The sequence below is a fragment of the Rhizobium herbae genome, from assembly GCF_019511375.1.
In the GTDB taxonomy this organism is placed as follows: Bacteria; Pseudomonadota; Alphaproteobacteria; order Rhizobiales; family Rhizobiaceae; genus Pararhizobium; species Pararhizobium herbae_A.
Map to the genome: position 1 here is coordinate 412,778 of NZ_JAEUAO010000003.1, position 24,010 is coordinate 436,787.

The window sequence follows — 24,010 nt, forward strand, 5'->3', positions numbered from 1 at the left end:
ACTTAAGAACGCACATGCGCTCCGAGAGCGGGAGCTCGCGAATTCGCCGATGAAATGATGGAATAAGACGATCAGGAGAATGCCCATTGCGGAGAATTGCCGCTGGCCTTCCCAGCGGAATATGCTGCCGCCAGCGCCGCCCATAGGGGATCCTGCGTGAAGCTCGAAAGAGGTCCGGAGGCGTCGGGGATGCGCATCTGGCCAAATCGATCGAGAAGTGTCGGGATGCCGCCCTGGTCAGGCGTATTCAGCAGTGAAAATGGCTCGCAAGGCGAGGAAATGACCCGGTGGCCCCAGACACCGGGCCGTTCGTCCTTGGAGAGCGTGCTGAGAAGCTGCGCATCACGGTCGTTGCTCCTCAAAGCTTCGCAAAACGCCCAGCGCATCAAAGGATAATAGATCGTATGCCGACTTCCGCCGAGAACGCGCACACCGGGCAGGATCGACGTCACGATGAACATCAGCAGAAGGTTCGGTACGATCCGGCCAGTCTCCAGGGCCTCGACAAGACTTGCCGGTGAAAATTCAACTCGGATATCCTCCGCGCCGTTCGACTGGAGAACGGCACCATCGAGCCAAAGCGGAATAAGTCGCCCATCGATGCAGCCCCAGAAGAAGTGGGTCGAATTCTTCAGCCAGCCTCTCCAGGCCGTCTCGGCGAGCCGATCGATGCGAAGGAGTAACCGCGCGGCAAATGCCTGATCCTCGATCAAGCGGTTTCGCAGCCATGATCGCCCGTCGCAAAGATGATCCCTTACGAGATCGGCGACATCGCCGTCATCGAGCTGAAGAAAGTCGATCCGGCTGTCGAAATATCGCTTCCAGAGGCTAAGGTTTGCCGCCTTGATCGCTTCTGCAGCTGACGGAAATTCGCCCGCTGGCAAAATCTCGCGCAGGCAGGAAAGTGGTTCCGAGTCCGGGCCGTGTCTGTCGACATTTTGAAGTTGAAAGCCATAGCAGCTGTTCCTGCCAAGAATGCTGTAGGGAATCATCTTGCTGCGCGACAAGCCGAAGACATTGACGGCATCGCCATCGATTTGAAGCCAAGCGGGCCCCTTGCGGCCCCGTTCAACAAACTTTACGGTCGAACAGGCATAGGAAATATAGCATGCCCTGCCATGAGAGCGGAGCCCCATCAGCGAGAACAGATGGGTGTAGAACGCGTCTGGCTCGATCAACAGGTGGAGGTGGGGACCGGTCTGCAGCACCGGTGATGCCTGGATTTCCCTTTCAAATCTAGATACTTGTGCTGTCGAAAAACCGCGACGCTGCGCAACCCTTCCGATCAACGACCCCAATAACGACATGGCCTGGCTGCGCGGGGCGCACTCAGATTGCTCGGCGTTTGCGGCAAATACGGATTTGGCATAGTCGCTCAGTTGGGCATGCTCAAACTGACGTGCCCAGGGGAACAACTGAAATATAAGAGCCAGGACCTCGCTCTTGGATACGAGCTCCTCGTTGATCGATATCTCCATCTTCAGACAAGCCGGCCTTCCGGCGGCCCTCCCCGATCCATTCCCACATAACAAAAGAGTGCGACTGCGATCATCAGCGCGCCGAAGAGCCCGAAAATCTCCGAGGGCAGGATCGCGTCTCCCATGACGCAAATGGCGCCATATGCCAAAAGCCCGATCCCGACACAGATCGTATGGATCTGGCTTCGCGCCCGCCCCAGCATGCCAACCGGGACAGTCGATTGGACCCGCACATCAATCAGAACCCTAGCAATATTGTAGCTGAAACCGAGGATCGTCATTTGAATGAGTGCTAACAGAAAGCTTTGAAGAACCAAAAAAACGGTAAGAATGATGCCGGCGAGCGTCAAATGGAAAAGGACGCTCTGCCGTCGCGAGAGCGCGCTTCCGACAAGAAACGTTGCACAGCCCGCAATCGAACCCAGGGCCCAGCCCGCCTCAAGATAGCCGAACTGAAGCGCTGAACCCTCGAGTTCATGGATCACGTATGCGGAGCCGAGCACGCTGATAAGCATGCCCATTGCGTAGATCAGCGCGTACATGGTGGAGATGGCCTTCAGCGATTGCAGTGTGAAGGTCGTCGGCATGAGATCCAATCGACGAATGCTGCGGTTCACGGAGCAGCATTGAGCAGAAGAGAGCTGCTGTCGGCTAAGAATGGCCAATAGCGCCAATAGTGACAGGATGAAAAAGGCACCGGGCAGGAGTGGCGTCAGATACGTGCCGGTGGCGGTGAGGGTGAACCCCGTGACGAGGGCGGCGAGCAGGTTGCCAGTCTGCATTCCCACATAAGAGACCGAATTAAATGAACCGAGGTTTTCGGGGCGCACGAAGGATGGAATTATCGCCTGCAGCGCTGTCGAATGGGTCCGGTCGATGATGGCAAAGATGGTCCACGATACGTAAAGAATCGTAAGCGCGTCCCCGAACAAGAAACCAAATCCGGTCAACAACATCAGGGCGAGCCTGATTAGATCGCAACCCACACAAACGAATTGGCGATCAAATCGATCGACCAGCGCGCCTCCGAGATTGCTCGTCAGCAGTTCGGCGGCACTGCCGAGCGCCAGAAGAATGGCAAGTGCGCTTGCACTGTGGCTAACATCGGTGGCAATCCAGGCCGCCATCACGAAGTAGGCATTGCGACCGGAAGCGGAAGCCACAACACAGAACAGATAGATGCTGGGAGCGCTATTCCGCCTCGTCGGGCCGCCAATCAATATGCCCATTCCATTCCCACTCACTTCTGGCAATTTCGTGAGGACATGCTAATCGTCTCGGTCGTGGGCGGCTTTCATGAATTTGATATTTTTTCTCCTTCAGCACCGGGTTATCCCCTCCAGAGCGCCCGATACTCGGCGGGTGAGAACCCGGTCTCGCGACGAAACCTGGTCGAGAGGTGACTGCCACTGGCATAGCCACAGGCAATCGCCACCTCTGTCACAGTCATTGTCGTCGTACGGAGAAGATCGCTTGCGCGTCCGAGGCGGCGTTGGTTATAGAAGCCATACGGCGTTGAGCCCTGTGACTGCTTGAAAGCGCGGGAAAAATGTTCATAGGTCACCCCCGCTTCTTGAGCCAGCGCGCGCACGCTCGGGGGGCGATCGATATGGGCGTCGATTCGCTCGATTACTCTCTTGAGAACCGCAGGTGACAGTCCTCCTCGAGAGGCCCTGCCGGATGTGCGGGAGCGGCGTTGCAGAAGTCCAAAGATGGCTGATAGGTGCCCTTCGACGATCAGATCGCTCATGGAATCGTCGTTTGAAAGTTCGCCCGCAATGTGACGCGACAGGCATTGGATCGGCAGATCTCTAAAACCGAGTTCTGGACGCAAGGTGCCGACGCCCGTCCGCCCCGTAGACAAGTTGATGAAAAACTCCCGCGCCACCGTTATCATGAGATAGCAGGCCTCGGCATCCCCTTCATCCCAACCACTCCAACGGCAGCCAGGCGGAATGTAAACCAGAGAGCCGTCTGGACGGGGAGTGAACCCGACTTTGCGCCCGTCGAGGTAGTTTTCGCCGGACTTCGCGGCACCACGTATGTTGAGGAAGATCAGGTGGTGATCCGCTACAACGTCTATCACCTGCCGTCCCAGGCCGCGCCGGCGAACGACATCGGCTCGGGCATTGCTCCAGAGGCCTTGCTTGTGAAGGATGACCTGGCCTTGGGACTGCTTCATGCTTTCTGGTTGTATTGCTGGAACGATCCCCACTCGGATAGCTGCTCCCTTTAAAGTCGGCGCGGCAGCAACCGTATCTCACTCAAAGTTGCCAACCAAACTTCCTTTAACCTTAGGTCGAATTTCATGTCAATTTCATGAAAGCTGATCAAGATCGTGGATGCGAAAATCAGAGCTAGACGCTCATCTCATCGCCGAGCGTCATTGCACCACGATCTGACTTCCAGGATGCCCGGTGTCCTCGTGGAAGAAGGGAACCCGCGATGATGCGAGAGCAAGGCAGGTCTTTCGCATGAACGAATTTGACGATTTCATCGAGGAATGCGACCGCGCACCTCGTCTCAATGAGCTTTCGGATTTCTTTTCGACAACTGCATCTGGTCAGGCCGGGGTGCCTGTCCGTCCGCCCCAACTCGATCGCCGCCTTTTTCCGCTCGACCCGACATTCAGGCGCTTTTCGGCTCTTCATCCACTGCGCCAAGGCCCATTCGATCTGCACTATCTCAGCAGCATACCCTACCGGTTCGAGGAAGAGTGCCGCATGGGCTGTGCAATCCTCAAATATGCGCGCGCCAGAAGGGGAAAGCTGAGGCTCTACACGCTGGGAACCGCCGAGGGGACAATGGCCCGCGTGATTGGCGAACTCGGCGATGGCAGGGTCGAAACACTATCCTGCAGCCCAAACATCGAGAACCTGAGAAGCTTCTATGCCTATGGGGTTCCTCCCCATGCCATGTTTTTCCATGGGCCGTTTCATCATCTGACTTCTGAGAAGATCCAAGATGACGGCGAGCTTCGCAAGTTTGCCCGCGGCTTCGATATTATTATCGAGGACACGACCTTCCAGATGTATTCGCCGAATCGCTTCGATCAAATTCGCTTTGTGTCCCAGCAGCTTAAAAGCAACGGCCTGTTCATATTCGTCGAGAAGTTCAAGCATGAAGACGACGAAGAGTACCGGCGGCGCGAACGGCAAAAAGACCATGGTTTCAAGGCTCGCTTTTTCAGTGCGTCCGATATTCGCGCGAAAGAAGAGACGGTCCTGACGCGAATGGATCGAAGCGAAGTCAGTCTTGCGGAGATGAGCGAGACACTGCGCCGTTTTTTTGAACACTCATTCGCCACCTGGAACAGCGGCAATTTCTACACCCTCATCTCCAGCAACAGTCCCGAAAATCTCGACCTCTTCCTATCGAAGCTGTGCCCAGCCGCGATCCCAGCAGAATACGTCTATGCGGACCTTCCTTATCGGCTTTACCCAGAATCGGAGGCAAGGCGGCTATCAGGGCGATCCTAAACTCTTTGGTGGGGCTCCGGGATAAGTTTTTGCTTCTCGAGCATCAAAGGGTCTCCACCGCGTCAGCGAAAAGCGGTTCAACCACATTGATCCGCTTCCGGCGCTTATCTGCCTCAGCGGGCGTTCTTCCAAACCGTAAGGAGCAACTGCCGTGATGAAAGCGAATGTCCAGCACTTCGCTCAGATCGATGAGCCGGGTGACGTGCATCTCACCTTGCGGAGCGCCATCGTTGTCGCTTACCCCAAGCGGCGCTTCAGGTGAGGGACGTGTTCCCATGTACAAGCATGTCTGCGAAGCATTTGTGCTGATCCCCTATGCAGAAAGAGTCGCCGAAAAGGTCTGCGCCCGATTGAGCGACTATTGTCGCTCGATCGGTGTCACGAGCACCGACAAGGTTCTCGATTTTGGCGATGCGCGCGCGATCATGAGGCCGACTGATGAAGGTCTGCACTTCCGGGTCGAAGCGCATGACTCTGTCACCCTCTATGGCATCCGAACGCTTCTGCAGGGCAGCCTGTCCGCCATCGCGGAGTTTTCGGGTGAGGCCGTCGAATGGCACCCGGCTGGAGGCGCGCCCTTCGGCGCTGCCAGGAGGCTCCGAAAACGAACAGCATAAAAAACGGCCTCGGGCCAGCGAGAAATAACCACTGCCTTGGCCCGCCGGGTTTCGCCTCGACCTGCTCAGCGCCGAACGTCCAACGGGTTGCTCCGCGCTGATCGCGAGGGAAGACGCTACCTTCGCGAGTTCCCTCCCTTCAGGCCTGCTTTTTCGGCATGAGAAGGCCGTTTGGTACCGTCTCACGATGCTGCGCGAGAAAGCTCATACACACGCGCCGTGACAATCGCCCGGGCGTGGTTGAGGATCTCGGTGGCGATCTCGGTGCAGTCGATCGCGTCGTATGAGTCTTCCTGCTCGGCCATGGCCTCTTCCTTTCGTTTCCGTGAGAACTCTTAGCATGTGACGCCACGCGCCCGAGCGATGATGCGCTGCTGACGCTCCGATATGATTTGCTGGCTCGCCCGCATGCGGACGGTCTGCTGAAGTACCTTCAGCCGCTCATGCATTGCCTCGAAGGCACGCCGCTGCGCGGGCGGCACGCGATTGATGACGTCCTTCTCGCCGCGCAGGATGGCGTTGCGGCCGAACCGCTGGTCGAGCGCCCGGCTAACATCGGCGAACTCTTGGCCGATGGCGGGATCGAGCGAACCGGCGGCGACGTCGAGTTTGCTGTCCTTCTTCTTCATCTCCGCTGCCAGTCGGCGCAGTGCATCTTCGGCAGCCTGGGACAAACCGGGAATGGCGACCGCCATACGGCGGCGCTCTTCCGTGATGGCCTGACGCTCCTCGTCGAAGGCGCTGACATACGCCGTGCCGAGCAAGCGCAGACGGACGGACGCTTGCGCCACCGCCTCCAAAGCCTCCTTCCGCTCCCGGCCAGAGGCGAGCATGCGGTCCATCAAGCGCTCTGAGCCGCGCAGCGCACCGTAAGCCGCGGGGTCGTTCGCCACGACCGCCGCGATCCGCTCGGCCGCAAAACCCTTGACGATCAAGTCCTCTATTCGGTCGACAGCGCCGGCCGGATCGCGCCAGATGCGTGTGGCGGCCTCGGCGAGCGCAGCGCGATTGTGACTATAGTGCGGGACCGCAAGCGCGCGTGGGCGCGCCTCATCATCCACCGGCGTCCTGAACTCCGTCACGGCGGCGAGCATCGGCAGCACGGCGATCGTCTCCTTGCCGAGCTCGACACTCGCGCCGGCAACGATCTTCGAACGGTCCTTCTTTTCGGCAAGATGCTGCTCCTCGGCGAAGCGACGGACGGCTTCGAAGAGTCGCGTCAGCTTCCCACGCCTGTCATCCGTGAGATCGTCCGGCATGCGCTCAGCGATGTTGCGTTCGGCAATCGCGTCAACTTTGGCGGTGAAGGCGCTCCAGCCGAAGCGGGCGGTCAGCGCGTCGCTCACCGCCTTCACTTCCTGCACGAGCGAGCGATCCTCGGCGGCAAAGGAAAAGGCGGTCTTCCAGGCGTGGTCACCGCCCTGCCTGCGCACCGCCTCAATTTCGACGAGGCGCGCCATGGCCTGTTTCGAGATCGCCGGGATAGACAGGGACATACAGGCCCGGCGCGTCTGCTCGCGCTCGTGGAACCGTTCGGTGTTCCGGCGGAACTCGGTCGCATGGGCGCGGGCCAAGGGCAGCAGTTCGTCGAGCACCGTCGTGGCAACGCCGCGCTCGTCGCGCGCCGCCCGGCCATCGACGATGTTGTCGGACCCGCGCAGGCGGCCGAGCCGATCCGGCGCATGGGCGAGATCGTCGGCGAGCTTGCGTGGCTCGATGGCGGAATCCGAGGCGAATGCGTTCAGGTGGGCAAGCGCTGCGTCGGGATCGCGATAGATTTTTTCGAGCAGCGGCCGGAGGATTTCCTCCCGTTCCTTCCACCGCGGCGAGGCAAGCTGCGCGCGGCGCGCGTCCTCGTTGACGCTCCGTGCAAACTGCGTGGTGGGCGGGATAAGATAATGCCCGCTGGCCGGGATTCCTTCGGAAAGCGATTCCGTCCGTTCCTCGCTGTAGGAAGCGCGCCGCTCGCGCTCGATTGCGAAGCCGAGCGCCACGCTCGCGCGCTCCCAGAGCTTCGCCACCTGTTCTCTCCTCCCGGCAATCCAAGCCAGCCGCCGCGAAACGCCCTTCTCCATTCCGGCCGCGACCTCGGCGAGCGTGTCGATGCCGCGCCGCCGCGCGAAATCCTGTGCGTGCGCCTGGTACCCGGCCTCGCTTTCGAAATCGAGCGTCGTCGTCTTGGCGCCGGATCGGCCGAGACGCTCGACAAGCTCACTGAACAGCTCCGGCCGACGGCTCTCGCGCTCGATGCGCTCCTGGCGGGCGTCTGCGGTTTCGACCTGCTGTGCGGTCCAGACATTGCGATCGACTTCCCGTTCCTCGAAACGCTTTTGGCCCGTCTCGTCATCGACGGTAGGAACCTGGACCTTGACCCGCTCGACGCCGTCCTTGCGCAAGGTGACGGTATCGCCTTCCGAGACCCGGGCCTCCTCGAGTGCCTTCGGCAGGCTCACACCCCAGAGACGATGGACGGTTCCGTCTTCCCTTCGGATGTCGGCATAGGGGCTCTCGTCGGCATTCTCGTCAGCGGGTCGGAACTTCGCCATCCCTTCTTCGACCAGTTCGCCGGTGACGCCGGCGGCATGATCGACGCGCGGCTTACGACCCCATTCCGGCTTGGCCTCGAAGTCCTCTTTCGCCGCATAGAGATCGGCGCGGTCGCGATGCCTGGTCATCGCCACATAGGTCAGATGCTGGTCCATCATGCCGGTGGCGAGCACGAAAGTCCGATCGACGGTGGCGCCCTGCGATTTATGAATTGTCGCGGCATAGCCGTGATCGACATTGCGGTAGCTGTCCTCGCTGATGACGACATCGCGGCCATTGTCGAGACGGACAGTCAGCAACACGTCGCCCAGTTTGTCGCCAGTGGAAACGACCGTGCCGAGCGTGCCGTTCTTGACGTATTGCGGGCCGAGACGATGGGCGCGCGGCTCAACGAAACGGGCGTTCTCCAGGAAGATGATCCGGTCGCCGGCGGCGAATTCGCGCGAACCCCGCGCCGTCTGGAATTCCCGCGCCCCTGTCAGCGCGCCCTCCTCGACCATGACGTTGCGCAGGGACTCGTTCAGCTTCCGAACATCATCATTGGTGTGGGCGAGAACAAGGAGCTCGTCGGCGTGAAGCCGGACTTCATTTCCGCCGGATACAGACTTCTCGATCGCCTGTTTGCGCGCATCCGCCCAATCGGCAACGATACGATTGATGATTTCCGCGCGGGTTTCGCTCTCGACTATACGGCCCTGTTGGGCGTAGGCGTCGAGGCCCTCTTCAACCTTACCGCGGGCGAAGAGACGCGAGGCGTCGCGCGCCCACTGCTCACGCTGACGGCGCACGCCGGCAAGTTCGGCAAAGCCGATCCGTTCGGTGATTGCCCTGAACGCCGCGCCCGCCTGGATCGGCTGCAACTGCATCGCGTCACCGACGAGCACGACCTTCGCCTCTGCCTCCTCGGCAATCTTCAGCACGCGCGCCATCTGCTGCGACGACACCATGCCGGCTTCGTCGATCACCAGCACGTCGCCGCTATTGAGCTGTTCGCGCCCGCCCGCCCAGGCCAGTTCCCAGGATGCGAGCGTGCGCGATTTGATGCCGGAACTGTCTTCCAGTCCTTCGGCCGCCTTGCCGGCAAGCGCCGCACCGAACACTCGCCGGTTTTCGCTTTCCCAGCCGACACGTGCGGCGGCAAGCAGGGTCGACTTGCCGGCACCCGCGAGACCGACGACGGCTGCGATGGCTTCGCCTCCAGTGACGTGACGGACCGCATCGACCTGCTCCTGATCGAGACTGAAGGGCTTTTCCGGATCGACCTTTTCGATCCTTCGCACGGCTGCGGCGACTTCGGACTCGGCCACGCCGAAGCCCCTGCGCTCCGACAACACTCGAGCGGACTCTGCCATGTCATATTCGATGCGCAGGATCTCCCGCGTGGTGAACACCGCCGGCTCGGTGGCCTTGCTGGTCTCAGCGTCGAGCTGCTGCGGCCTGAGCGTGACCAGCTCGTTCGACGCCGTCAGCCGGGCGCGGATAGTGGCGAAATCGACGGGATCGTCGACATAGCGGTGCAGCGCCTTGGCAATGTCGCGCTCGTCGAAGGTGGAGCGTTCGTTGGCAAGTTGCTTCAGGAGGAGTTCCGGATCGGCCAGCAGCCGGTCGGCCATCTCCTGCCGACGCGCCAGATCGGCCGGCGCGAAATACATCTCGATGCCTTTGCGGGCGAGCGCCGCCTTCTCAGGGCCGAGATGCTTTTGCGCGATGCCGTCGAGACCCTGCTCGGCATAGCAGCGGCCATCGAGACGGATTTCATGACCGGCAAGCGCCAGGTGCCGATTGGCCGTTTCCGCCCAGGCGATTTTCCACGCCTTCATGGTTTCCTTGTCGCCGGCCCAGTGCTTATAGACGATCTTGCCGGTCGGCCGGTTGGGCGTGACGACGCGCAGCGGCTCGCCGTCTTCGCGAAGCACAGGCACCTTCTTCGGCCCGAAGCCCTCTTCCGTCAAAGGCCTCAGCGCCGTCATCAGATGGATATGCGGATTGCCGTCCTTGTGGTGATAGACCCAATCGGCGACCATTCCCTTCGACGTGAAATTGTCGCGTACGAACTCGCGCGCCAGCGCGATATTCTCCGCCCGCGTCAGCTCTTCCGGTAGGGCAATAATCAGCTCGCGGGCAAGCTGCGCGTCCGCCCGCGTCTCGAAGGCATCCACCGCATTCCAGAGCGCCTCGCTTGACTCGGCGACGGACTGCCCCTCGATCGCCGTCTTCAGCCAGGCAGGGATCTGGTCGGGCAACGCCAGTTCCTCATGCACCAGTTCCCGTGATCCGCCACGATAGCTGAAGGACGTACCGGCCTGTTCGTCCATCATCCGGGCGCGATGGCGATAGGCGGCGGCCGAGACGATGCTGCGTCCCGCTCCCCTGCTGATCACCTGCGCTCTGACGAACATGATCGCCACTGATGTCTCCAGACCTCTCAAGCACGTCGCGCCCGCGACGTATATTGCGCCCTCGAACCGATTGGCCTGCAGGGCCGATGCCGCTTCTCCGGAAGACGGCCATTTGCCGGAATCCGACTGCGACGTTTTCGGGATAATGCAACTTACCCTATTTTACTATCAGAAAATAGATAGTAAAATAGTCGCAGAGATTTGCTTCACAAGGGACGCTGGAATGGCCGCAAAATCATCGATCACCGACATCGACGCTCAGATCGAGAAGCTGCGCGAGCGCAGACGCTCGATGATCGCAAAGTCCGCCGAGCGCTTTGCGCGCGCGGCAACGAAATCGGGGCTGGCGGAAATGGAGATCGCCGACGAGGAGATCGATCGGATATTTGAAGAGATCGCGGCGCGATTTCGCAAAGGGGAGAAGAAGGGGGCTGCCGGCGTATCTACTTCGCCGCGTCGACCAGCAGCTGGCGGCACTGGAACGGCGGCGGAGGTTTCTCGTGACAGCTGATCGCAAGCGTGAGGCGCGCGAGAAATTCCTGCTCGGCGGCATCGTCATCAGGGCGGGGCTCACGAAGGCTGACCGGGCATTTCTGCTTGGCGGTCTTCTCGAGCTGGCAAGAGTTGCTCCGGGCTCATCAGAACATCGGCGGTTGCGCGATATAGGCGAAGAGGCGTTCAAGGCGCCTTCGCCGGGCGCGACGGAGACACCTACCCGGGAAACAGCGGAATGGCATTAAGGGCAAAACTGCATCCGAGCCTGTTGCTCGTTCTGGTACCGATCGCCGTCACGGCCTTTGCCGTCTACGCCGTCGGCTGGCGCTGGCCGGCGCTCGCAGGCAGCCTGTCCGGGAAAACGGCATACTGGTTCCTGCGGGCCTCGCCCGTGCCGGCGCTTTTGTTCGGACCGCTGGCGGGGCTGTTGAGCGTATGGGCGCTGCCATTGCACCGGCGAAGGCCGGTGGCGATGGCCAGCCTCGTCTGTTTTCTGGCTGTGGTCGGCTTCTATGGCTTACGCGAATTCGGCCGGCTCGCTCCATCCGTGGACGGCGGCGCGGTGACATGGGACCGTGCACTTTCCTATCTCGATATGGTCGCCGTGATCGGGGCGGTCGCCGGCTTCATGGTCGTCGCGGTGGCCGCGCGCATTTCCACAGTCGTGCCCGAGCCGGTAAAGCGCGCCAGTTGCGGAACCTTCGGGGATGCGGACTGGCTGCCGATGCCGGCGGCCGGAAAGCTCTTTCCGTCCGACGGAGAAATCGTCGTCGGCGAGCGGTACCGGGTCGATAAGGAAATTGTCCGTGAGCTGCCGTTCGATCCGAATGATCCGGCCACCTGGGGCCAAGGCGGAAAGGCCCCATTGCTGACCTACAAACAGGACTTCGATTCCACCCACATGCTGTTCTTCGCCGGGTCAGGTGGCTACAAAACGACCAGCAACGTCGTGCCGACGGCGCTCAGATACACCGGTCCGCTGATCTGCCTCGATCCGTCGACCGAGGTCGCGCCGATGGTGGTCGAGCACCGAACCCGCGTGCTCGGCCGCGAGGTGATGGTGCTTGATCCGACGAACCCGATCATGGGCTTCAACGTGCTGGATGGGATTGAAGGTTCACCGCACAAGGAAGAGGACATTGTCGGCATCGCGCATATGCTGCTGTCGGAGAGCGTGCGCTTCGAATCCTCGACCGGATCCTATTTCCAGAACCAGGCGCACAATCTGCTGACCGGGTTGCTCGCCCATGTGATGCTCTCGCCGGAATATGAGGGACGGCGAACCTTGCGCAGTCTCCGGCAGATCGTTTCCGAGCCGGAACCTTCCGTGCTCTCCATGCTGCGGGACATTCAAGGACATTCCGCTTCTGCTTTCATCCGCGAAACGCTCGGCGTCTTCACCAACATGACCGAGCAGACCTTCTCCGGCGTTTACTCGACCGCGTCCAAGGACACGCAGTGGCTTTCCCTCGATAGTTACGCCGCGCTCGTCTGCGGCAATGCATTCGAGTCGAGTGACGTCGTTACGGGCAAGAAGGATGTCTTCCTAAACATCTCGGCATCGATCCTGCGCTCGTGTCCGGGCATTGGCCGAGTGATCATTGGGTCGCTGATCAACGCCATGGTGCGCGCCGATGGCCGCTTCAAGCGCCGGGCGCTGTTCATGCTCGATGAGGTCGATCTGCTCGGCTACATGCGGGTGCTCGAGGAGGCGCGCGACCGTGGCCGCAAGTACGGCATCTCGATGATGCTGATGTACCAGTCGGTCGGGCAACTCGAGCGGCATTTCGGCAAGGATGGCGCGACGTCATGGATCGATGGCTGCGCCTTCGCGAGTTATGCGGCGATCAAGGCGCTCGACACGGCGCGCAACGTCTCGGCACAATGCGGCGAGATGACGGTCGAAGTGAAGGGAATCTCCCGCAACATTGGCTGGGACACGAACAACAGCGCATCACGCAAATCGGAGAGCGTCAGCTTCCAGCGCCGGCCGCTGATCATGCCGCACGAGATTACGCAATCGATGCGCAAGGACGAGCAGATCATCATCGTCCAGGGGCATAGCCCGATCCGCTGCGGGCGGGCGATCTACTTCCGGCGAAAGGAGATGGATCAGGCGGCGAAGGCCAATCGCTTCGTCAGGGCGATCCCGTGAGCGCGAGGGGTTTTCCCTCCTTGCCCCACGGACCGGTCGATCTGGTCAGCGGGGCATCGCGAGAGGCGGCATATAGACGGAACGCAAATTTCCGGCGTGGCCCAACGGCGGGAAGTCTGCTCGAGGCGTCCCCCTGATCCACGACTGTGATCATCGTGGGAAGCGAAGCTTCGAGCCCTGGCCTGTCGGTCGGTCCGGCGGGCCAGGCCTGGTGACACGGCAAACGCCGCCCTCAGAAGGGCGGCGCGGCGTCGGTGGCGCCCTCCTCTTCGGCGACCAGTGCCGCCAGCTCAGCCTGAGCCAGTTCCAGCTCCGCTTCGATCTGGCGGCGCTCGGCCGGATCAGCATTCTTCAGTTCCTGGCGCAGCTCTTCAACTTGAATTTCGAGTGCAATCGTCATCGTCATCTCCTTAAATAGATGTGAAAGATGGCGCCCGGGTCCGTGAGGGTCGGGCCGGGTCAAGGATCGCGTCAGCGACCGGCGCAACCGGCGCGCGGAGGAACCGATTTTTCCGCTGGGCCGCTTCAGCGGTTCGGCGGAAAAATTGGAGGGGCCGCCGTCCTTGAGGCCGCGCGATCGCTCATGGCAGACTTGGCTATCTGAGCAGACAGGCTTTCCTCTCGTGTGGCACCAACAAAGCCGCAAGCGGGCTCGAAGCCCGCTTGCGGATTGGTCCCATCAAACTTCACGGCAGACGTAGTGCTGCACCATGTCCAGCAACACATCGCCGTGGCACGGGAGCGGTGCGCACCAGCGAACAAGATCCTTGCCGGCCAGCTCCGGGAAGGCGGCCATTATGCGTGGCTGGGTTGGCGCCCATTTGCGTATTTGCGATTACTTCAGCGCGTGTTCCGTCGCGTCCAATGACGAACTGATTTGCCGAATATGTCCGGTCGGCCGATGTAGCGCCGATTTGGCCCCCTCGCCGGCCGACGACGCGGGCGTTGAGAACTTTTGCCATTGTCGGATCCCTTCATGGAGACCGCCGGCCCCGTTTGCTCGGTACCGGCGGTTCGCGGCTCAGTTCGGGTTGTTCCAGAGGATCACCTTGCGGTTCGGATCGCCGCCGGGGGCCGGAGCGAGGTTGCCGAAGATCACGCCGATCTCCGGAGCCTCCAGCTTCACTGAGAGGTATTCCTCGCCGGTCTGCCGGGCGATGCGGTTCCACCCTGCGCCGATCTCGAAGCCGGTCTTGCGGTGGATGACGCGGTAGTCGGGCGCTTCTTCGCTTTCCTTGCCGGCGTTCGGGACGATAGCGATAGGGGCGTTGACCCGGATGGTGGCGAAGATGCCTTCGAGGGTGCCATCGGTCTTCTGCGTCAGGGTTGCGATCGTGGTGGCCATGGTATTGTCTCCTTCGGTTGCTCGGGACCATTCCCGATGGCGCGCGAAGAGACGGCCGATCTGCAGCGGTCATCTCGGCGAAAATTCTGCAAAATTCAATTTTCCGTAAAAAGCGGGGGCGCTTTCGTCTCGATTGCGGGAGGGAAGCGCCAGGCGCCCGCATGAAGAACCGAAATCGAATTTTGCTGAATTTTCGCCGAGACGTACCCCTTCAGGGGTTGACCGCAAAAGCAGGCGGTCGGCTAAAGGGCGACATAGAAACGGGAATGGTCTCGTGCAACCGAAGCCGGCGACAAACCATTCAGGCCACCCGGTCCGGCGCTGCAAAAGACTGCCAGCATCTTCCATTGCGGGCACACCGCCGGCGCGATGTTCCCCTCGCCCTTCCCGGCCGATCGTAGTCAGCAGGTTGCGTCGACTGCCGCCACATCTCGCGTGTGCACGTTGAGACGACCGCGGTGACCATATCGCCAGCAAACGGCGCCGCAACATCTCGCGACGCTGTCAGCGCCGATATCGACGAGGCAATCTTCAACGATCCGCCGCCGTCCGGTCTCAACACGACCGCAGTCGCCTCGACAGACGACCGCCTGCCCTGTCCGTCGATCCTGAGCAACGGGCCGACATCGCTTGACGTCCGTGAATTCGCGCGCGCACGAGCTCACGGGTCGGCGTCATACCCCGTCCCCGTTCGCCAGCTGGTCGATCTCCCAGGCGAAGAGTTCCCGTGTTCCTCCGTCATCTCGGAGAGACGATGGCCGCGTCGAGGATCTCCATCGGCTCGCATTCGCTTGTAATGCTCGTGGTTTCAAAAGGAACCAAGGTTTCCCATGCCGGGTGAGCACGACAAGTTCGCGGCCGTAGGCGGCGGTGACATCGGCATTGTGCTTGCTCAGGTCGCATGTCGTAAACTGCCGCCTTGGCTTGATCCTCCGCATTATCCAGATTTTGCAGATGTGCAGGAACCCCCGAAGGGTGGAGCGACCTCGTAGCCGCGTGTCTTTTTGCCGCGTCAGGCTCGCCGTAGTATATTGAATTGCGATGAGCTCGAAGCCGTTGCAGCGTTCCAGAAGCTTGACGCCCTAGGTCGAGCAGGCAGGTCGGTGCCCCCGGATAAAGCAAGGGACCGTTACATCGTCAGGCGCGAAGACTGCTTGCAGGCTTCGTGGAGCCAGCTTGCCGGGCGAATTAGAGCCCGATCCGCCGAACCGCAGGATGCAATCGAGTGCCCTATCCTTCTTGAACTGAGGGCTAAAAGGCCGTATATACGCCTCCGTAGATACAAAAGGGAGGCGACCATGCCCCATCTTGCCCGGGTATTCCAATCCGGAAACTCGCAGGCTGTCCGCCTGCCGAAAGAATTCCGCTTCAACGTCGAGCGCGTGGAGATCACGCAGGAGGGCGATGCTCTCATTCTCCGCCCGCATATCGAGGCGGGCGAGCCGTGGTCGTCGCTAAAGGCAGCACTGGCGCGTGGCATGAGTGAAGACTTCATGGAGAGCGGGCGCGAGCAGCCGGAACAGCAGGATCGACCGGAGCTTGACGCGGTGTTTCAGTGATCTCGCATCTTCTCGACACCAACGCCGTTATTGCCTTGATCGGCCGCAAGTCGGACGCCTTGATCAGCCGTGTCCTCCAGAGCCCTCAGGGCAGTATAGGCCTGCCGTCGGTCGTCGCGTATGAACTCTATTTCGGAGCGCAGAAAAGCGCGAAGGTGCAACACAATCTCGAAACCTTGCGTTTGTTGATGGCGGATTTTCCGATCGCCGACTTTGACCAGAACGATGCCTTTGTCGCGGGCGAAATCCGGGCGGCCCTTGCCGCGAAGGGGACACCCATCGGCCCGTATGACGTGCTGATCGCAGGGCAGGCGAAAGCCCGCAGACTGACTCTCGTCACCAACAATGTCGGCGAGTTCCACAGGGTTGAGAACCTGCGGTTGGAGGATTGGTCGCAGTGAGCCTTGGCTGGTTCACGGCCGCCCCGGGGAATCCGCGACATCGTCGCCAGCTGCCCAGACGCATATGCCGTATGACCGCCGAGCAGCAACACGTCACCTTGAAATCAGCAGCGTCACCTGTCATATATAAAGCGACACGTGACGCGGAGATGACCCCATGGCTATTGCTGCAGAGAAAATTGCTCCTGAAGCGACGACCGGCGAACTGCAGAAGGTAGCTGCGTTGCTCGGTGGTGCGCGCGTCCTTGCGCGCAGCCTGACCAGCCCCCTCGATGCGCATGAGCTGCTTTTGCGCGGCCTGCCGGCCTCGGCGCTGGATCATCTTGTCGGACATCTGGTCATCATCGGCAAGACGGACTCGCTGGAAAAGGCGGTGGGCATGAGCTTGCGCACCTGGCAGCGGCGGAAGGACACTCCTTCCAAGCCGCTCAGCCAGGAACAGAGCGGCCGGACGTGGAAATTCGCCGAGATCCTCGCAAAGGCAACGGACGTGTTCGGGTCGCAGGCTGAAGCCGAGCAATGGCTGGAGCGGCCCGCGGTCGGGCTCGACCAGCGCCGCCCGATAGATCTTCTCGGGACGCCCGCCGGCGTCGAGTTGGTCGAAGACCATCTCGATCGTCTCGAATACGGCGTCTATGCATGACCCTTTTGCCAATCGGGCTCGGCGGGACCGAGCTGGTCGCGTGGCGGCTCGATCAGGCCGTCCACGCTCCGACATGGGATAGCGGCGAAGGCGCCTATCGCGTTGGCGGCCGCTGGAACAGCAAGGGTGTTCGCGCGGTCTACTGTTCGCTCGATCCCGCGACGGCGATCCTCGAGGTCGCGGTCCACAAGGGATTCCGGTCGCTCGACACGGTTGCGCACATAATGACAGCGGCTGTCATTGGTGATGCCGGCGATGTCCATGTCCTCGATCCGGGAAGCGTGCCCAACCCCAATTGGCTCCGCCCCGGCATTCCTGGCGCGGGTCAGCAAGCATTCGGCGACGATCTGCTTCAACGTCACCGTTTCGTCGCGATCCCGAGCGCGGTGTCGTCGCATAGCTGGAACCTGATCTTTCTGGCGGGCAGCGGGACCGGCCCCTACGCTCTGAAATTCCAGGAGGCCTTTGCGCTCGATACGAGGCTGCACCCACCGGCGGCATGAATGGGTTCGCGTTGCGTCGACGCGATCCAGACGCGAACTCGCAATCATCCCGCACTTGCGGAGGAAATGGCGCTCACGCGCTATCCCCAGCGGCCTGCCAGACCGGGATGCCGAAGCGGCGGGCCTTGTCGGCGAGATTGCCGGTAATGCCGGAGCCGGGAAAGATGACGACGCCGGCGGGCATGACCGACAGCATGTCGTCGTTGCGCCGGAAGGGTGCTGCCTTGGCATGCTTGGTCCAGTTCGGTTTGAAGGCGATCTGCGTCACCTTGCGCGCCTCGGCCCAGCAGGCGGCGATGCGTTCGGCACCCTGCGGCGAGCCGCCATGCAGCAGCACCATGTCAGGATATTTGGCAAGCGTCTGGTCGAGCTTCGTCCAGATCCGTTCGTGATCGTTGTAGTCGATGCCGCCGCCGAAGGCGATTTTTGTGCCGGCGGGGATCAGCACCTCGGTTTCGGCGCGGCGGCGGGCGGACAGGAAGTCGCGACTGTCGATCATCGCCGCGGTCATGTTGGCGTGGCTGACCTTCGAACCGGTGCGCGGCCGCCAGGCGGATCCGGTCTGGGCTTCGAAGAGATCCGCGGCATAGTCGCGCATGAACTCGAAGGCGTTGCGGCGCTCAAGGAGCGTGATGCCTTCGGCGATGTGGCGCTCCAACTCGACGCTCTTCACTTCGCTGCCGTCCTGCTCGCGCTGCCCGGCGCGCTGCACATCCTCGTTGCGCTGAAGCTCGCGCTGGATGCGTTCGCCGGCCCGATGGAAGAGGTTGACCGTCGACCAGAGCAGGTCTTCCAGATCGGGTTCCAGCCGTGTGTCGCCGAGCATCTCGAACATCGCATCAAAGAGCGCGTTCAGCGCCGACTGGACGACCGGCTCCTCGGGCAGCGGGCGCGGGTCGGGCTCGTCCTGGAAGGGGCGATGGCCGTAGATCTGCATCTCGTAGATGAAGCGGTCGGTCGGGGAAGTAGCGTGGTGGGGTTCGAAGGCCTCATCGAGGGGAAGGGTCAGGTTCATGATGGTCTCCGTGGCTGCGGCCGCGCCTCTCGCGGTCTGACGGCGATCCCTCTCCATGCGGTGGCGGGCCGGAACCGCGGCGCCCCTCGCGCCGCGGCCCAGCGAAGCGCCGGGCGGCGGAAGAAGGGTTTCTTGACCCGCAAGGAATGTCGGGCCGCGCTGCGGCCAGGCAGGGGAAGAAACCTGCCTGACCCGCTGAAGAACCGGCCGCCGCATGGTAAGGGTCGCATCTCGGCAGGCCCGCGGGCGCGCGCCAGCTCGAACGGAGACTGGCAAGGACCGGCCCTCTCTCCCACGCCGCTCCTCTCATCCCCGCCTTCCTCTCACGGCCGGTTCACGCAGGCGGCAAGGCCAATGCGTCATCAGGCACGAGCTGCGACCGCAAATTCGCCGTGAGCCGGTCCGGACCGAGCCGGCGCAGATCCTCGTTGAAGTCGCCAAGTTCCGGAGCAAGCACAAGCGGCAGAATTCTGAGCGCTTGCGCGCTGCGGCTCAACGCTTAATGCCGTGGCGGCCTGCGGCATCAGCGTGGGCGGCGATGTAGAGGCGCTGGCAGCATCGGGCAGCCGAAAGGCGGCGAGGTGATTGGCGGTCAGCGCCACGTCACCCCCGGCCATCGGTTCCAGCCAAGCTGCGTTCCCCGAGCGCGCGCCGACGGCGGTCTCCGCGACCGGTCCGATCAGAGCCCGAAGGCCGCACATCTGCAACTGCAGGGTTTTTTACTGTCCGTTTTTTGATAGTAAAATAGACGCTGCCCGTGTACTTTCGGCGGAAGCAAGGGGAGAACCAAAGTGCGAAACTTCACGATCGGCGATCAGATAGTGGACGAATCCTCGCCCGAGTTTCGGGCACTGCTTCTGCACGCCTATGAACAAAGGCTTCGCCCGATGTGCATGTGCAAGGAGCCCCCGGTTGCGATGTATATCGCGCGCCTGGAGGATCAGTATCTCATCAAGCGCATGCCGCTTTCGGGGCGCGACCACGATCCCGCGTGCCCCTCCTATGAGCCGCCCTACGAGCTTTCCGGTCTCGGTCCCCTGATCGGCAACGCGATCCAGATCAATGCCAGCGGCAAGGCCGACCTGAAGCTGGATTTTTCCCTGACAAAACGCGGGCCACTAGCGGCGCCGGGCACGCCGGCTGAGAGAGCGGAGCAAGGCATCCGCAGCGAGCCCAAAAAGCTGTCGCTCAAGGCAATGCTGCATTATCTCTGGGAGGCCGGCGAACTGACGGAATGGCGCTCGACATGGGCGGGCCGGCGCGGCTGGGGCCGGGTGCGCGCGAGCCTCATCAATGCCGCCTCGCAGATGACCGCAAGGGGCGGTCCGTTGAGCGATATGCTCTTCGTTCCCGAGGTATTTCATCCAGACGACAAGGACGGGATCGCTGCCCGGCGCGCCACGGCGCTCAAGGGTGTGCAAGCGACAGGTTCGGGACCGCGCAAGCTGATGATGATCGTGGCCGAGGTGAAGGAGTTTTCCGCGGCCCGCGAGGGGCACAAGATTATCGTGCGGCACATGCCCTTCCCGCTGATGATTGAGGATGGCGCATGGCGGCGTCTTGCAGCCCGCTATGAGACCGAACTGGAGTTGTGGCGATCGAACGAGGAGTTCCATCTGATCGTCATCGCCACCTTCGGCATCTCGACCGCCGGCATCGCATCGGTCGAAGAGGTGGCGCTGATGGTGGTTAACGAGCATTGGCTGCCATTCGAGGACATCCACGAGCTATGGCTCTTAGAGAAGCTGAGCCACCTTAAGCGAAAGAGCGTCAAGGGCCTGCGATTCAACCTACCTCGCGATGCGCCGATCGTGTCGGTGACATTGCCGGAACAGAAGCCTGCCCCCGTCGCGATGTTCATCGTCCCGGCAAGCGCCGGAGATGAATACGAGCAGGCACTCACCACTATGATAGACGCGAGACCGGAGATCGCGCCCTGGGTCTGGAGGGTGGCCGAGAGCGAGATGCCGCGACTTCCTTGATACGGGAACACGGAGCTGCGGGGGCCTTGACAGGGCGAGGCGAATAAGAGCACCTGCGCCATTATCTGCCTTTTTCAATCGGACCATCGCCAAGCCTGAAAAAAAGCGGTTCGTCGTCGAGATCAAAGATCGGATCGGCGTCGCCTGTCACGGAAAGAACATCCGATCTGAGGAAAAATCGACCTGAAAGCTGCTGGCGATCAGGTCGGCGCCGAAGAGAAATCCGGCGAGCATGGTGCGCCTATGCCTGTGCAAAATTCCGATGTTGCTGCCGAGCAAAAGGCCGAGATCAACGTCTGGTCGCGTCATAGACCAGCTTCGGAACCGCCCATCCGTTGATGTAGAAGTATCGTTTCGCCCTGAGACGCGCGATATAGGCGTCTTGGGCCTTACAGCGAGCCGGTTGAAGTGCGTCCGGGGATAATCAATCATTCCGTCTCCTTCGGTCAGCTCCAGCGGAACTGCCGCCGCCAGTTCCTCTATGTGGGAGCGGAGCGATTTGACGACGCCGTCAAATCGGTACTGCCTGTCTAGGGCGGCGTTCAGGCGGCCGCTCTGCATAGCAGAGAGTGCTTCGGTCTTGAACATGGGATTGTCTTTGCGTCAATGCGAAAACCCGGCGCGATTGGCCGGGTTTTCATCGGAACGAAGGAGAGATTCCGCGCGAAGACCGTAGTCAGACCGCGCGTTCAAGCAGCTTTCGGGCCTTGCCTTCCAGTTCGAGCCGCGTGTCCTGATGGGCTTTCCCGCGGGCAATCGCCGTGATGCCCTGAACAAAATCGAAGATGCTCTCCGGTGGCCTGCCTTCTTCAGAAAGCACCGTTTCGATGATCTTGCCGGTTTCGGCCTTGGAGAAGCCGCGCTTGCGCAGGAAATCCGAGCGATCCTCGTCATTGCGCGCAACCACCCGTTCGCGGGCGGCGCGAATGCCGGCGATGAACGGCGCGGGCGAGGAATTGGCGAAGTTTGTCAACGCCGGGGCGGCTTCATGAGCAAAACGCTGCGCCGCGAACTTCGAGTGCCGAATGGTGATTTCCTCGAAATTTTCGGTTCCCCACAGATTGCGATTGGCACAAACTGCCCTGAGATAGAACGACGCGATTCCGAGTGTCTTGGACCCGACCTCGGAGTTCCAGGCATAGAACCCGCGGAAGAAGAGATCCGGCTCGCCGTTCGGCAGGCGACCAGCCTCGATCGGGTGCGTGTCGTCGACCAGGAAGAGAAAGACATCGCGGTCGCTGGCATAAAGCGTCGTGGTGTCCTTGGTGATATCGACGAACGGATTGTGGGTCATGGTTGACCAGTCGAGCACGCCCGGCACCTTCCAGATCGTATCGCCAGTTCCGTTGCCGGCGATGCTCATCACGGCGGCAACCAGATCTTTATCCCAGATGCGCCCATATTCGGGTCCAGTCACTGCCCGCAGCTCGATGCGACCGTCATCCATCTCCAGTGTTTTGACCAGTTCGGCATCGTGGTTCAGGAGCCCGTGCTGAAGATTGATTGCGGCCAGAGGTGCCGGCAGTTGCCGCATATAGCTCGCAGGCGCACCGACGAGCCTGCAAAGCTGGCCATAGCTCCAATGCGTCGGTGCAATCGGCTGACGCCCGCCGGGAACGAGCAAGGTAAGGCGCTCGGCATTGTCACGAGTGGCTTCCACGCGGATCTCCGCGCTTTCGACGGTTCGAACACGGGCGCGATCGGCCCTGGCGCTGACCGCGCGGTGAAGATCGGTGAGCGACAGGTAGCGCTCATCATCGGGGCGCGAGAACCATTCGGACGAGACGCGGCCGATGCGTTCACCGCGGGAAATATCGACCTCGAAGCCGGACGAGACCGGTTGCAGGCTGGAAATCATGGTGTTCATGCTCAAATCTCCTGAAACGTAAAAACGCGGCTGATCGCTTTCGCGACAACGAGCTGGTGGGTGGAAGATGGCTCACCGCCGAAGCGTCTGTCCGACGCGCAAGCAGGCGGGACGCTGAGGCGCGCCACGCGAGAGTGGCGCGTAATGGCTCTCAATCGATCGCCTGGAATATCTCGGCAGCTTCCGGATGGTCGGCCGAATAGGCGTAGAGACGGCCGTAGCCTTCAGAGAGACGTTCGGACTGATACTGGAAGGAGAGGTGGGAGAAGGCGAACAGCGTGGAGATGATGCCGGCGGCCTCGGCGGACACCTCCCCCTGAAATCCGGTGATCTCGCCGACGATCCGAAACCGCGATTTGGATTGGGGAGCGAGGAACAGCGGCTCGCCCTTGTGTTCGTAGAAATCCCAGCAGCCACCGCCGTAGTCGAGCGGGCTCAGCTGCTCCATGAGGCTATAGACCGCGTTCTCGGCGACGATCAGGAGTGAACGCCCGAACAGGGTCGGCAGGAATTCCGGGCGACGCTCTTCGGGGACGATGGTGGCGCTTTGGGGCGCAATCACGGATGTCGACATCGATTTTATCTCCAGAGAGGCGACAGGGTTCAGGCCGGACAACCCTCTCTCCATCGCCCGGCTTCAACCCTCCTCCGGCCCCTCTCTTCCTCCGCCCGCCGACCACAGCCGTCCCTTCCCGGCACGACGTGCCTTGTCTCCACTGAGAAGGGCCAGACACAATGGCCGGGCCTCCGAAAGAGCGTGGTCTGAAGGGACTATTCTGCCGCTTCGAGATGCGCGCCGTCGTCCTCCGCACGATCGACGGATGCCTCTTCGGCATCCGCGCCTTCCGTCAGGAAGGCCGGCAGTTCGACGTGAGCACTTTCCACATCATTGTCATCGATAATCCCGTCCGCGTCCGCCGCGGGGGCAGCAGTGGTCTCGCCGGGTATCTCGTCGGCCGGGGGCCGCAGCACCTCAGAAATCCGGCAACTATCGGTATGTCCTTGTCGGCTTTTTCCAAGCATCAATGAAGGGTGGCGAGATCTCGCTCTAGCGTACGGCCAGCAGGTTGAAATCGGCGATTGAACGGCGATCGCGTGACCGCCGGCCGCATGATTCATCTCTGCGAACTCCTCGGTTTCATGCCCATCGATATGCTCTTTGAAGCCGGCCCCGCATCTGTGGGGAAAACGCAAGAAGAAGCAGACGATCGCCGGACGCTGACAAAATTAATTGAGCGACTGCCGCAGGACACCATGTGAGATCTCATTCGGCTTCTGCAACGCATGGTGCCGGGGGAAAGGACCGCCGTGCTGTGGCGCGTAGCTGTGTGAAATGTACTCGCCAGCGTGCGATTTTTATTGATATCAGCAGGGCCAGCAGCATCCGGCTTCGCTGCCCCTGTTTGCATTCTAAAGGAGCGACGTGTCGCGCGGTGCTTCCTGTTTCGACATTCAGGAGCCGCAGGTGGAACATATCGAAGCCGGCTGATCACAGCTTTCATGAAATTGATGGATTCATAATCTT

Annotated in this window: 23 protein-coding genes and 2 pseudogenes; 11 read left to right on the forward strand and 14 right to left on the reverse strand. The window is 61.3% G+C overall.

Going from position 1 to position 24,010, the window contains the following annotated elements; genetic code table 11:
• Positions 1-71: 71 nt before the first annotated feature.
• The 3 genes from JNB71_RS14995 to JNB71_RS15005 all read right to left on the reverse strand — a co-directional run bounded on the left by JNB71_RS14995 (position 72) and on the right by JNB71_RS15005 (position 3,660).
• On the reverse strand, positions 72-1,478 hold the full coding sequence (locus JNB71_RS14995; RefSeq protein WP_220372602.1) for a hypothetical protein: 1,407 nt from the start codon (positions 1,476-1,478) through the stop codon (positions 72-74).
• A 2-nt stretch (positions 1,479-1,480) separates the two neighbouring features.
• Entirely contained in the window at positions 1,481-2,707 is a 1,227-nt protein-coding gene (locus JNB71_RS15000) for an MFS transporter (protein ID WP_220372603.1), read from the reverse strand.
• A gap of 101 nt (positions 2,708-2,808) precedes the next feature.
• Positions 2,809-3,660: a helix-turn-helix domain-containing protein gene (locus tag JNB71_RS15005; RefSeq protein ID WP_222857296.1), complete on the reverse strand. Its 852-nt coding sequence runs from the start codon at positions 3,658-3,660 to the stop codon at positions 2,809-2,811.
• Positions 3,661-3,952: 292 nt separating this feature from the next.
• Between JNB71_RS15005 and JNB71_RS15010 the strand changes: the two genes are divergently transcribed.
• Both JNB71_RS15010 and rctB read left to right on the forward strand, forming a co-directional pair.
• A complete protein-coding gene (locus JNB71_RS15010; protein ID WP_220372605.1) occupies positions 3,953-4,957 on the forward strand; it encodes a class I SAM-dependent methyltransferase in 1,005 nt (334 codons plus the stop codon).
• Between the two features lie 275 nt (positions 4,958-5,232).
• Entirely contained in the window at positions 5,233-5,574 is a 342-nt protein-coding gene (rctB, locus tag JNB71_RS15015; protein ID WP_220372606.1) for an SMa0974 family conjugal transfer regulator, read from the forward strand.
• Between the two features lie 182 nt (positions 5,575-5,756).
• Here rctB and JNB71_RS24640 read toward each other — a convergent pair whose 3' ends face one another.
• Positions 5,757-5,879: a hypothetical protein gene (locus tag JNB71_RS24640; protein WP_262927103.1), complete on the reverse strand. Its 123-nt coding sequence runs from the start codon at positions 5,877-5,879 to the stop codon at positions 5,757-5,759.
• A 30-nt stretch (positions 5,880-5,909) separates the two neighbouring features.
• A complete protein-coding gene (traA, locus tag JNB71_RS15020) occupies positions 5,910-10,529 on the reverse strand; it encodes a Ti-type conjugative transfer relaxase TraA (RefSeq protein WP_220372607.1) in 4,620 nt (1,539 codons plus the stop codon).
• A 214-nt stretch (positions 10,530-10,743) separates the two neighbouring features.
• Here traA and JNB71_RS15025 point away from each other — a divergent pair, with 214 nt between their 5' ends.
• From JNB71_RS15025 to traG, 3 genes are read left to right on the forward strand one after another with little or no spacing between them, the layout of a single operon-like run.
• Positions 10,744-11,031 (forward strand): TraC family protein, encoded by a 288-nt coding sequence (locus tag JNB71_RS15025; protein WP_220372941.1) that lies wholly within the window; start codon positions 10,744-10,746, stop codon positions 11,029-11,031.
• On the forward strand, positions 11,021-11,260 hold the full coding sequence (locus JNB71_RS15030) for a conjugal transfer protein TraD (RefSeq protein WP_220372608.1): 240 nt from the start codon (positions 11,021-11,023) through the stop codon (positions 11,258-11,260). Before JNB71_RS15025 ends, JNB71_RS15030 begins: the two co-directional genes overlap by 11 nt.
• Positions 11,251-13,170, forward strand: a complete 1,920-nt coding sequence (traG, locus tag JNB71_RS15035; protein ID WP_220372609.1) for a Ti-type conjugative transfer system protein TraG — start codon at positions 11,251-11,253, stop codon at positions 13,168-13,170. The genes JNB71_RS15030 and traG overlap by 10 nt, the downstream gene beginning before the upstream one ends.
• Positions 13,171-13,402: 232 nt before the next feature.
• Here traG and JNB71_RS15040 read toward each other — a convergent pair whose 3' ends face one another.
• From JNB71_RS15040 to JNB71_RS15050, 3 genes are all read right to left on the reverse strand, one after another.
• The gene (locus JNB71_RS15040; protein ID WP_220372610.1) at positions 13,403-13,570 is read right to left on the reverse strand and encodes a hypothetical protein; all 168 of its coding nucleotides are present in this window, start codon (positions 13,568-13,570) and stop codon (positions 13,403-13,405) included.
• A gap of 279 nt (positions 13,571-13,849) precedes the next feature.
• Positions 13,850-13,966 (reverse strand): DUF4326 domain-containing protein, encoded by a 117-nt coding sequence (locus JNB71_RS24805; protein ID WP_220372611.1) that lies wholly within the window; start codon positions 13,964-13,966, stop codon positions 13,850-13,852.
• Positions 13,967-14,191: 225 nt separating this feature from the next.
• Entirely contained in the window at positions 14,192-14,515 is a 324-nt protein-coding gene (locus JNB71_RS15050; RefSeq protein WP_220372612.1) for a DUF736 domain-containing protein, read from the reverse strand.
• A 1,298-nt stretch (positions 14,516-15,813) separates the two neighbouring features.
• Here JNB71_RS15050 and JNB71_RS15055 point away from each other — a divergent pair.
• From JNB71_RS15055 to JNB71_RS15070, 4 genes are all read left to right on the forward strand, one after another.
• Positions 15,814-16,074 carry an antitoxin gene (locus tag JNB71_RS15055; RefSeq protein ID WP_220372613.1) on the forward strand — a complete coding sequence of 87 codons (261 nt, stop codon included), beginning with the start codon at positions 15,814-15,816 and terminating at the stop codon, positions 16,072-16,074.
• Positions 16,071-16,475 (forward strand): type II toxin-antitoxin system VapC family toxin, encoded by a 405-nt coding sequence (locus JNB71_RS15060; protein ID WP_220372614.1) that lies wholly within the window; start codon positions 16,071-16,073, stop codon positions 16,473-16,475. The genes JNB71_RS15055 and JNB71_RS15060 overlap by 4 nt, the downstream gene beginning before the upstream one ends.
• Positions 16,476-16,632: 157 nt before the next feature.
• A complete protein-coding gene (gene parS, locus JNB71_RS15065) occupies positions 16,633-17,118 on the forward strand; it encodes a type II RES/Xre toxin-antitoxin system antitoxin (RefSeq protein ID WP_220372615.1) in 486 nt (161 codons plus the stop codon).
• Entirely contained in the window at positions 17,115-17,621 is a 507-nt protein-coding gene (locus JNB71_RS15070) for an RES family NAD+ phosphorylase (protein WP_220372616.1), read from the forward strand. Before parS ends, JNB71_RS15070 begins: the two co-directional genes overlap by 4 nt.
• 73 nt (positions 17,622-17,694) lie before the next feature.
• On the opposite strand, the gene JNB71_RS15075 is transcribed toward JNB71_RS15070, so the two are convergent.
• Together JNB71_RS15075 and JNB71_RS15080 are read right to left on the reverse strand one after the other, a co-directional pair.
• Entirely contained in the window at positions 17,695-18,636 is a 942-nt protein-coding gene (locus tag JNB71_RS15075; protein ID WP_220372617.1) for a DUF2493 domain-containing protein, read from the reverse strand.
• Between the two features lie 334 nt (positions 18,637-18,970).
• Positions 18,971-19,235, reverse strand: a pseudogene (locus tag JNB71_RS15080) (toprim domain-containing protein); the annotation flags it as partial.
• 192 nt (positions 19,236-19,427) lie between these two features.
• Here JNB71_RS15080 and JNB71_RS15085 point away from each other — a divergent pair.
• Positions 19,428-20,618 (forward strand): DUF1173 domain-containing protein, encoded by a 1,191-nt coding sequence (locus JNB71_RS15085; protein ID WP_220372618.1) that lies wholly within the window; start codon positions 19,428-19,430, stop codon positions 20,616-20,618.
• 147 nt (positions 20,619-20,765) lie between these two features.
• Here the strand turns inward: JNB71_RS15085 and JNB71_RS15090 are convergent, their stop codons facing one another.
• The 4 genes from JNB71_RS15090 to JNB71_RS15105 form a co-directional block, all read right to left on the reverse strand.
• A complete protein-coding gene (locus tag JNB71_RS15090; RefSeq protein ID WP_223215861.1) occupies positions 20,766-21,206 on the reverse strand; it encodes a hypothetical protein in 441 nt (146 codons plus the stop codon).
• Between the two features lie 88 nt (positions 21,207-21,294).
• Complete coding sequence (locus tag JNB71_RS15095; RefSeq protein ID WP_220372619.1) at positions 21,295-22,485, reverse strand: DUF932 domain-containing protein; 1,191 nt, start codon at positions 22,483-22,485, stop codon at positions 21,295-21,297.
• A gap of 151 nt (positions 22,486-22,636) precedes the next feature.
• Positions 22,637-23,059 carry an antirestriction protein gene (locus JNB71_RS15100; RefSeq protein ID WP_220372620.1) on the reverse strand — a complete coding sequence of 141 codons (423 nt, stop codon included), beginning with the start codon at positions 23,057-23,059 and terminating at the stop codon, positions 22,637-22,639.
• A 197-nt stretch (positions 23,060-23,256) separates the two neighbouring features.
• Positions 23,257-23,457 (reverse strand): hypothetical protein, encoded by a 201-nt coding sequence (locus JNB71_RS15105; protein ID WP_223215862.1) that lies wholly within the window; start codon positions 23,455-23,457, stop codon positions 23,257-23,259.
• 135 nt (positions 23,458-23,592) lie between these two features.
• Here JNB71_RS15105 and JNB71_RS15110 point away from each other — a divergent pair.
• Positions 23,593-23,745, forward strand: a pseudogene (locus JNB71_RS15110) (transcriptional regulator); the annotation flags it as partial.
• Positions 23,746-24,010 lie beyond the last annotated feature (265 nt).

Coding starts and splice junctions, on each gene's coding strand:
- JNB71_RS15000 (WP_220372603.1), bottom strand. CDS start 2,707: ATGGGCATATTGATTGGCGGCCCGACGAGGCGGAATAGCGCTCCCAGC.
- JNB71_RS24805 (WP_220372611.1), bottom strand. CDS start 13,966: ATGGCCGCCTTCCCGGAGCTGGCCGGCAAGGATCTTGTTCGCTGGTGC.
- JNB71_RS15010 (WP_220372605.1), top strand. CDS start 3,953: ATGAACGAATTTGACGATTTCATCGAGGAATGCGACCGCGCACCTCGT.
- JNB71_RS15095 (WP_220372619.1), bottom strand. CDS start 22,485: ATGAACACCATGATTTCCAGCCTGCAACCGGTCTCGTCCGGCTTCGAG.
- JNB71_RS15070 (WP_220372616.1), top strand. CDS start 17,115: ATGACCCTTTTGCCAATCGGGCTCGGCGGGACCGAGCTGGTCGCGTGG.
- JNB71_RS14995 (WP_220372602.1), bottom strand. CDS start 1,478: ATGGAGATATCGATCAACGAGGAGCTCGTATCCAAGAGCGAGGTCCTG.
- rctB (WP_220372606.1), top strand. CDS start 5,233: ATGTACAAGCATGTCTGCGAAGCATTTGTGCTGATCCCCTATGCAGAA.
- JNB71_RS15055 (WP_220372613.1), top strand. CDS start 15,814: ATGCCCCATCTTGCCCGGGTATTCCAATCCGGAAACTCGCAGGCTGTC.
- traG (WP_220372609.1), top strand. CDS start 11,251: ATGGCATTAAGGGCAAAACTGCATCCGAGCCTGTTGCTCGTTCTGGTA.
- JNB71_RS15100 (WP_220372620.1), bottom strand. CDS start 23,059: ATGTCGACATCCGTGATTGCGCCCCAAAGCGCCACCATCGTCCCCGAA.
- JNB71_RS15025 (WP_220372941.1), top strand. CDS start 10,744: ATGGCCGCAAAATCATCGATCACCGACATCGACGCTCAGATCGAGAAG.
- JNB71_RS15005 (WP_222857296.1), bottom strand. CDS start 3,660: ATGAAGCAGTCCCAAGGCCAGGTCATCCTTCACAAGCAAGGCCTCTGG.
- JNB71_RS24640 (WP_262927103.1), bottom strand. CDS start 5,879: ATGGCCGAGCAGGAAGACTCATACGACGCGATCGACTGCACCGAGATC.
- JNB71_RS15090 (WP_223215861.1), bottom strand. CDS start 21,206: ATGTTCAAGACCGAAGCACTCTCTGCTATGCAGAGCGGCCGCCTGAAC.
- parS (WP_220372615.1), top strand. CDS start 16,633: ATGGCTATTGCTGCAGAGAAAATTGCTCCTGAAGCGACGACCGGCGAA.
- JNB71_RS15040 (WP_220372610.1), bottom strand. CDS start 13,570: ATGACGATTGCACTCGAAATTCAAGTTGAAGAGCTGCGCCAGGAACTG.
- JNB71_RS15075 (WP_220372617.1), bottom strand. CDS start 18,636: ATGAACCTGACCCTTCCCCTCGATGAGGCCTTCGAACCCCACCACGCT.
- JNB71_RS15050 (WP_220372612.1), bottom strand. CDS start 14,515: ATGGCCACCACGATCGCAACCCTGACGCAGAAGACCGATGGCACCCTC.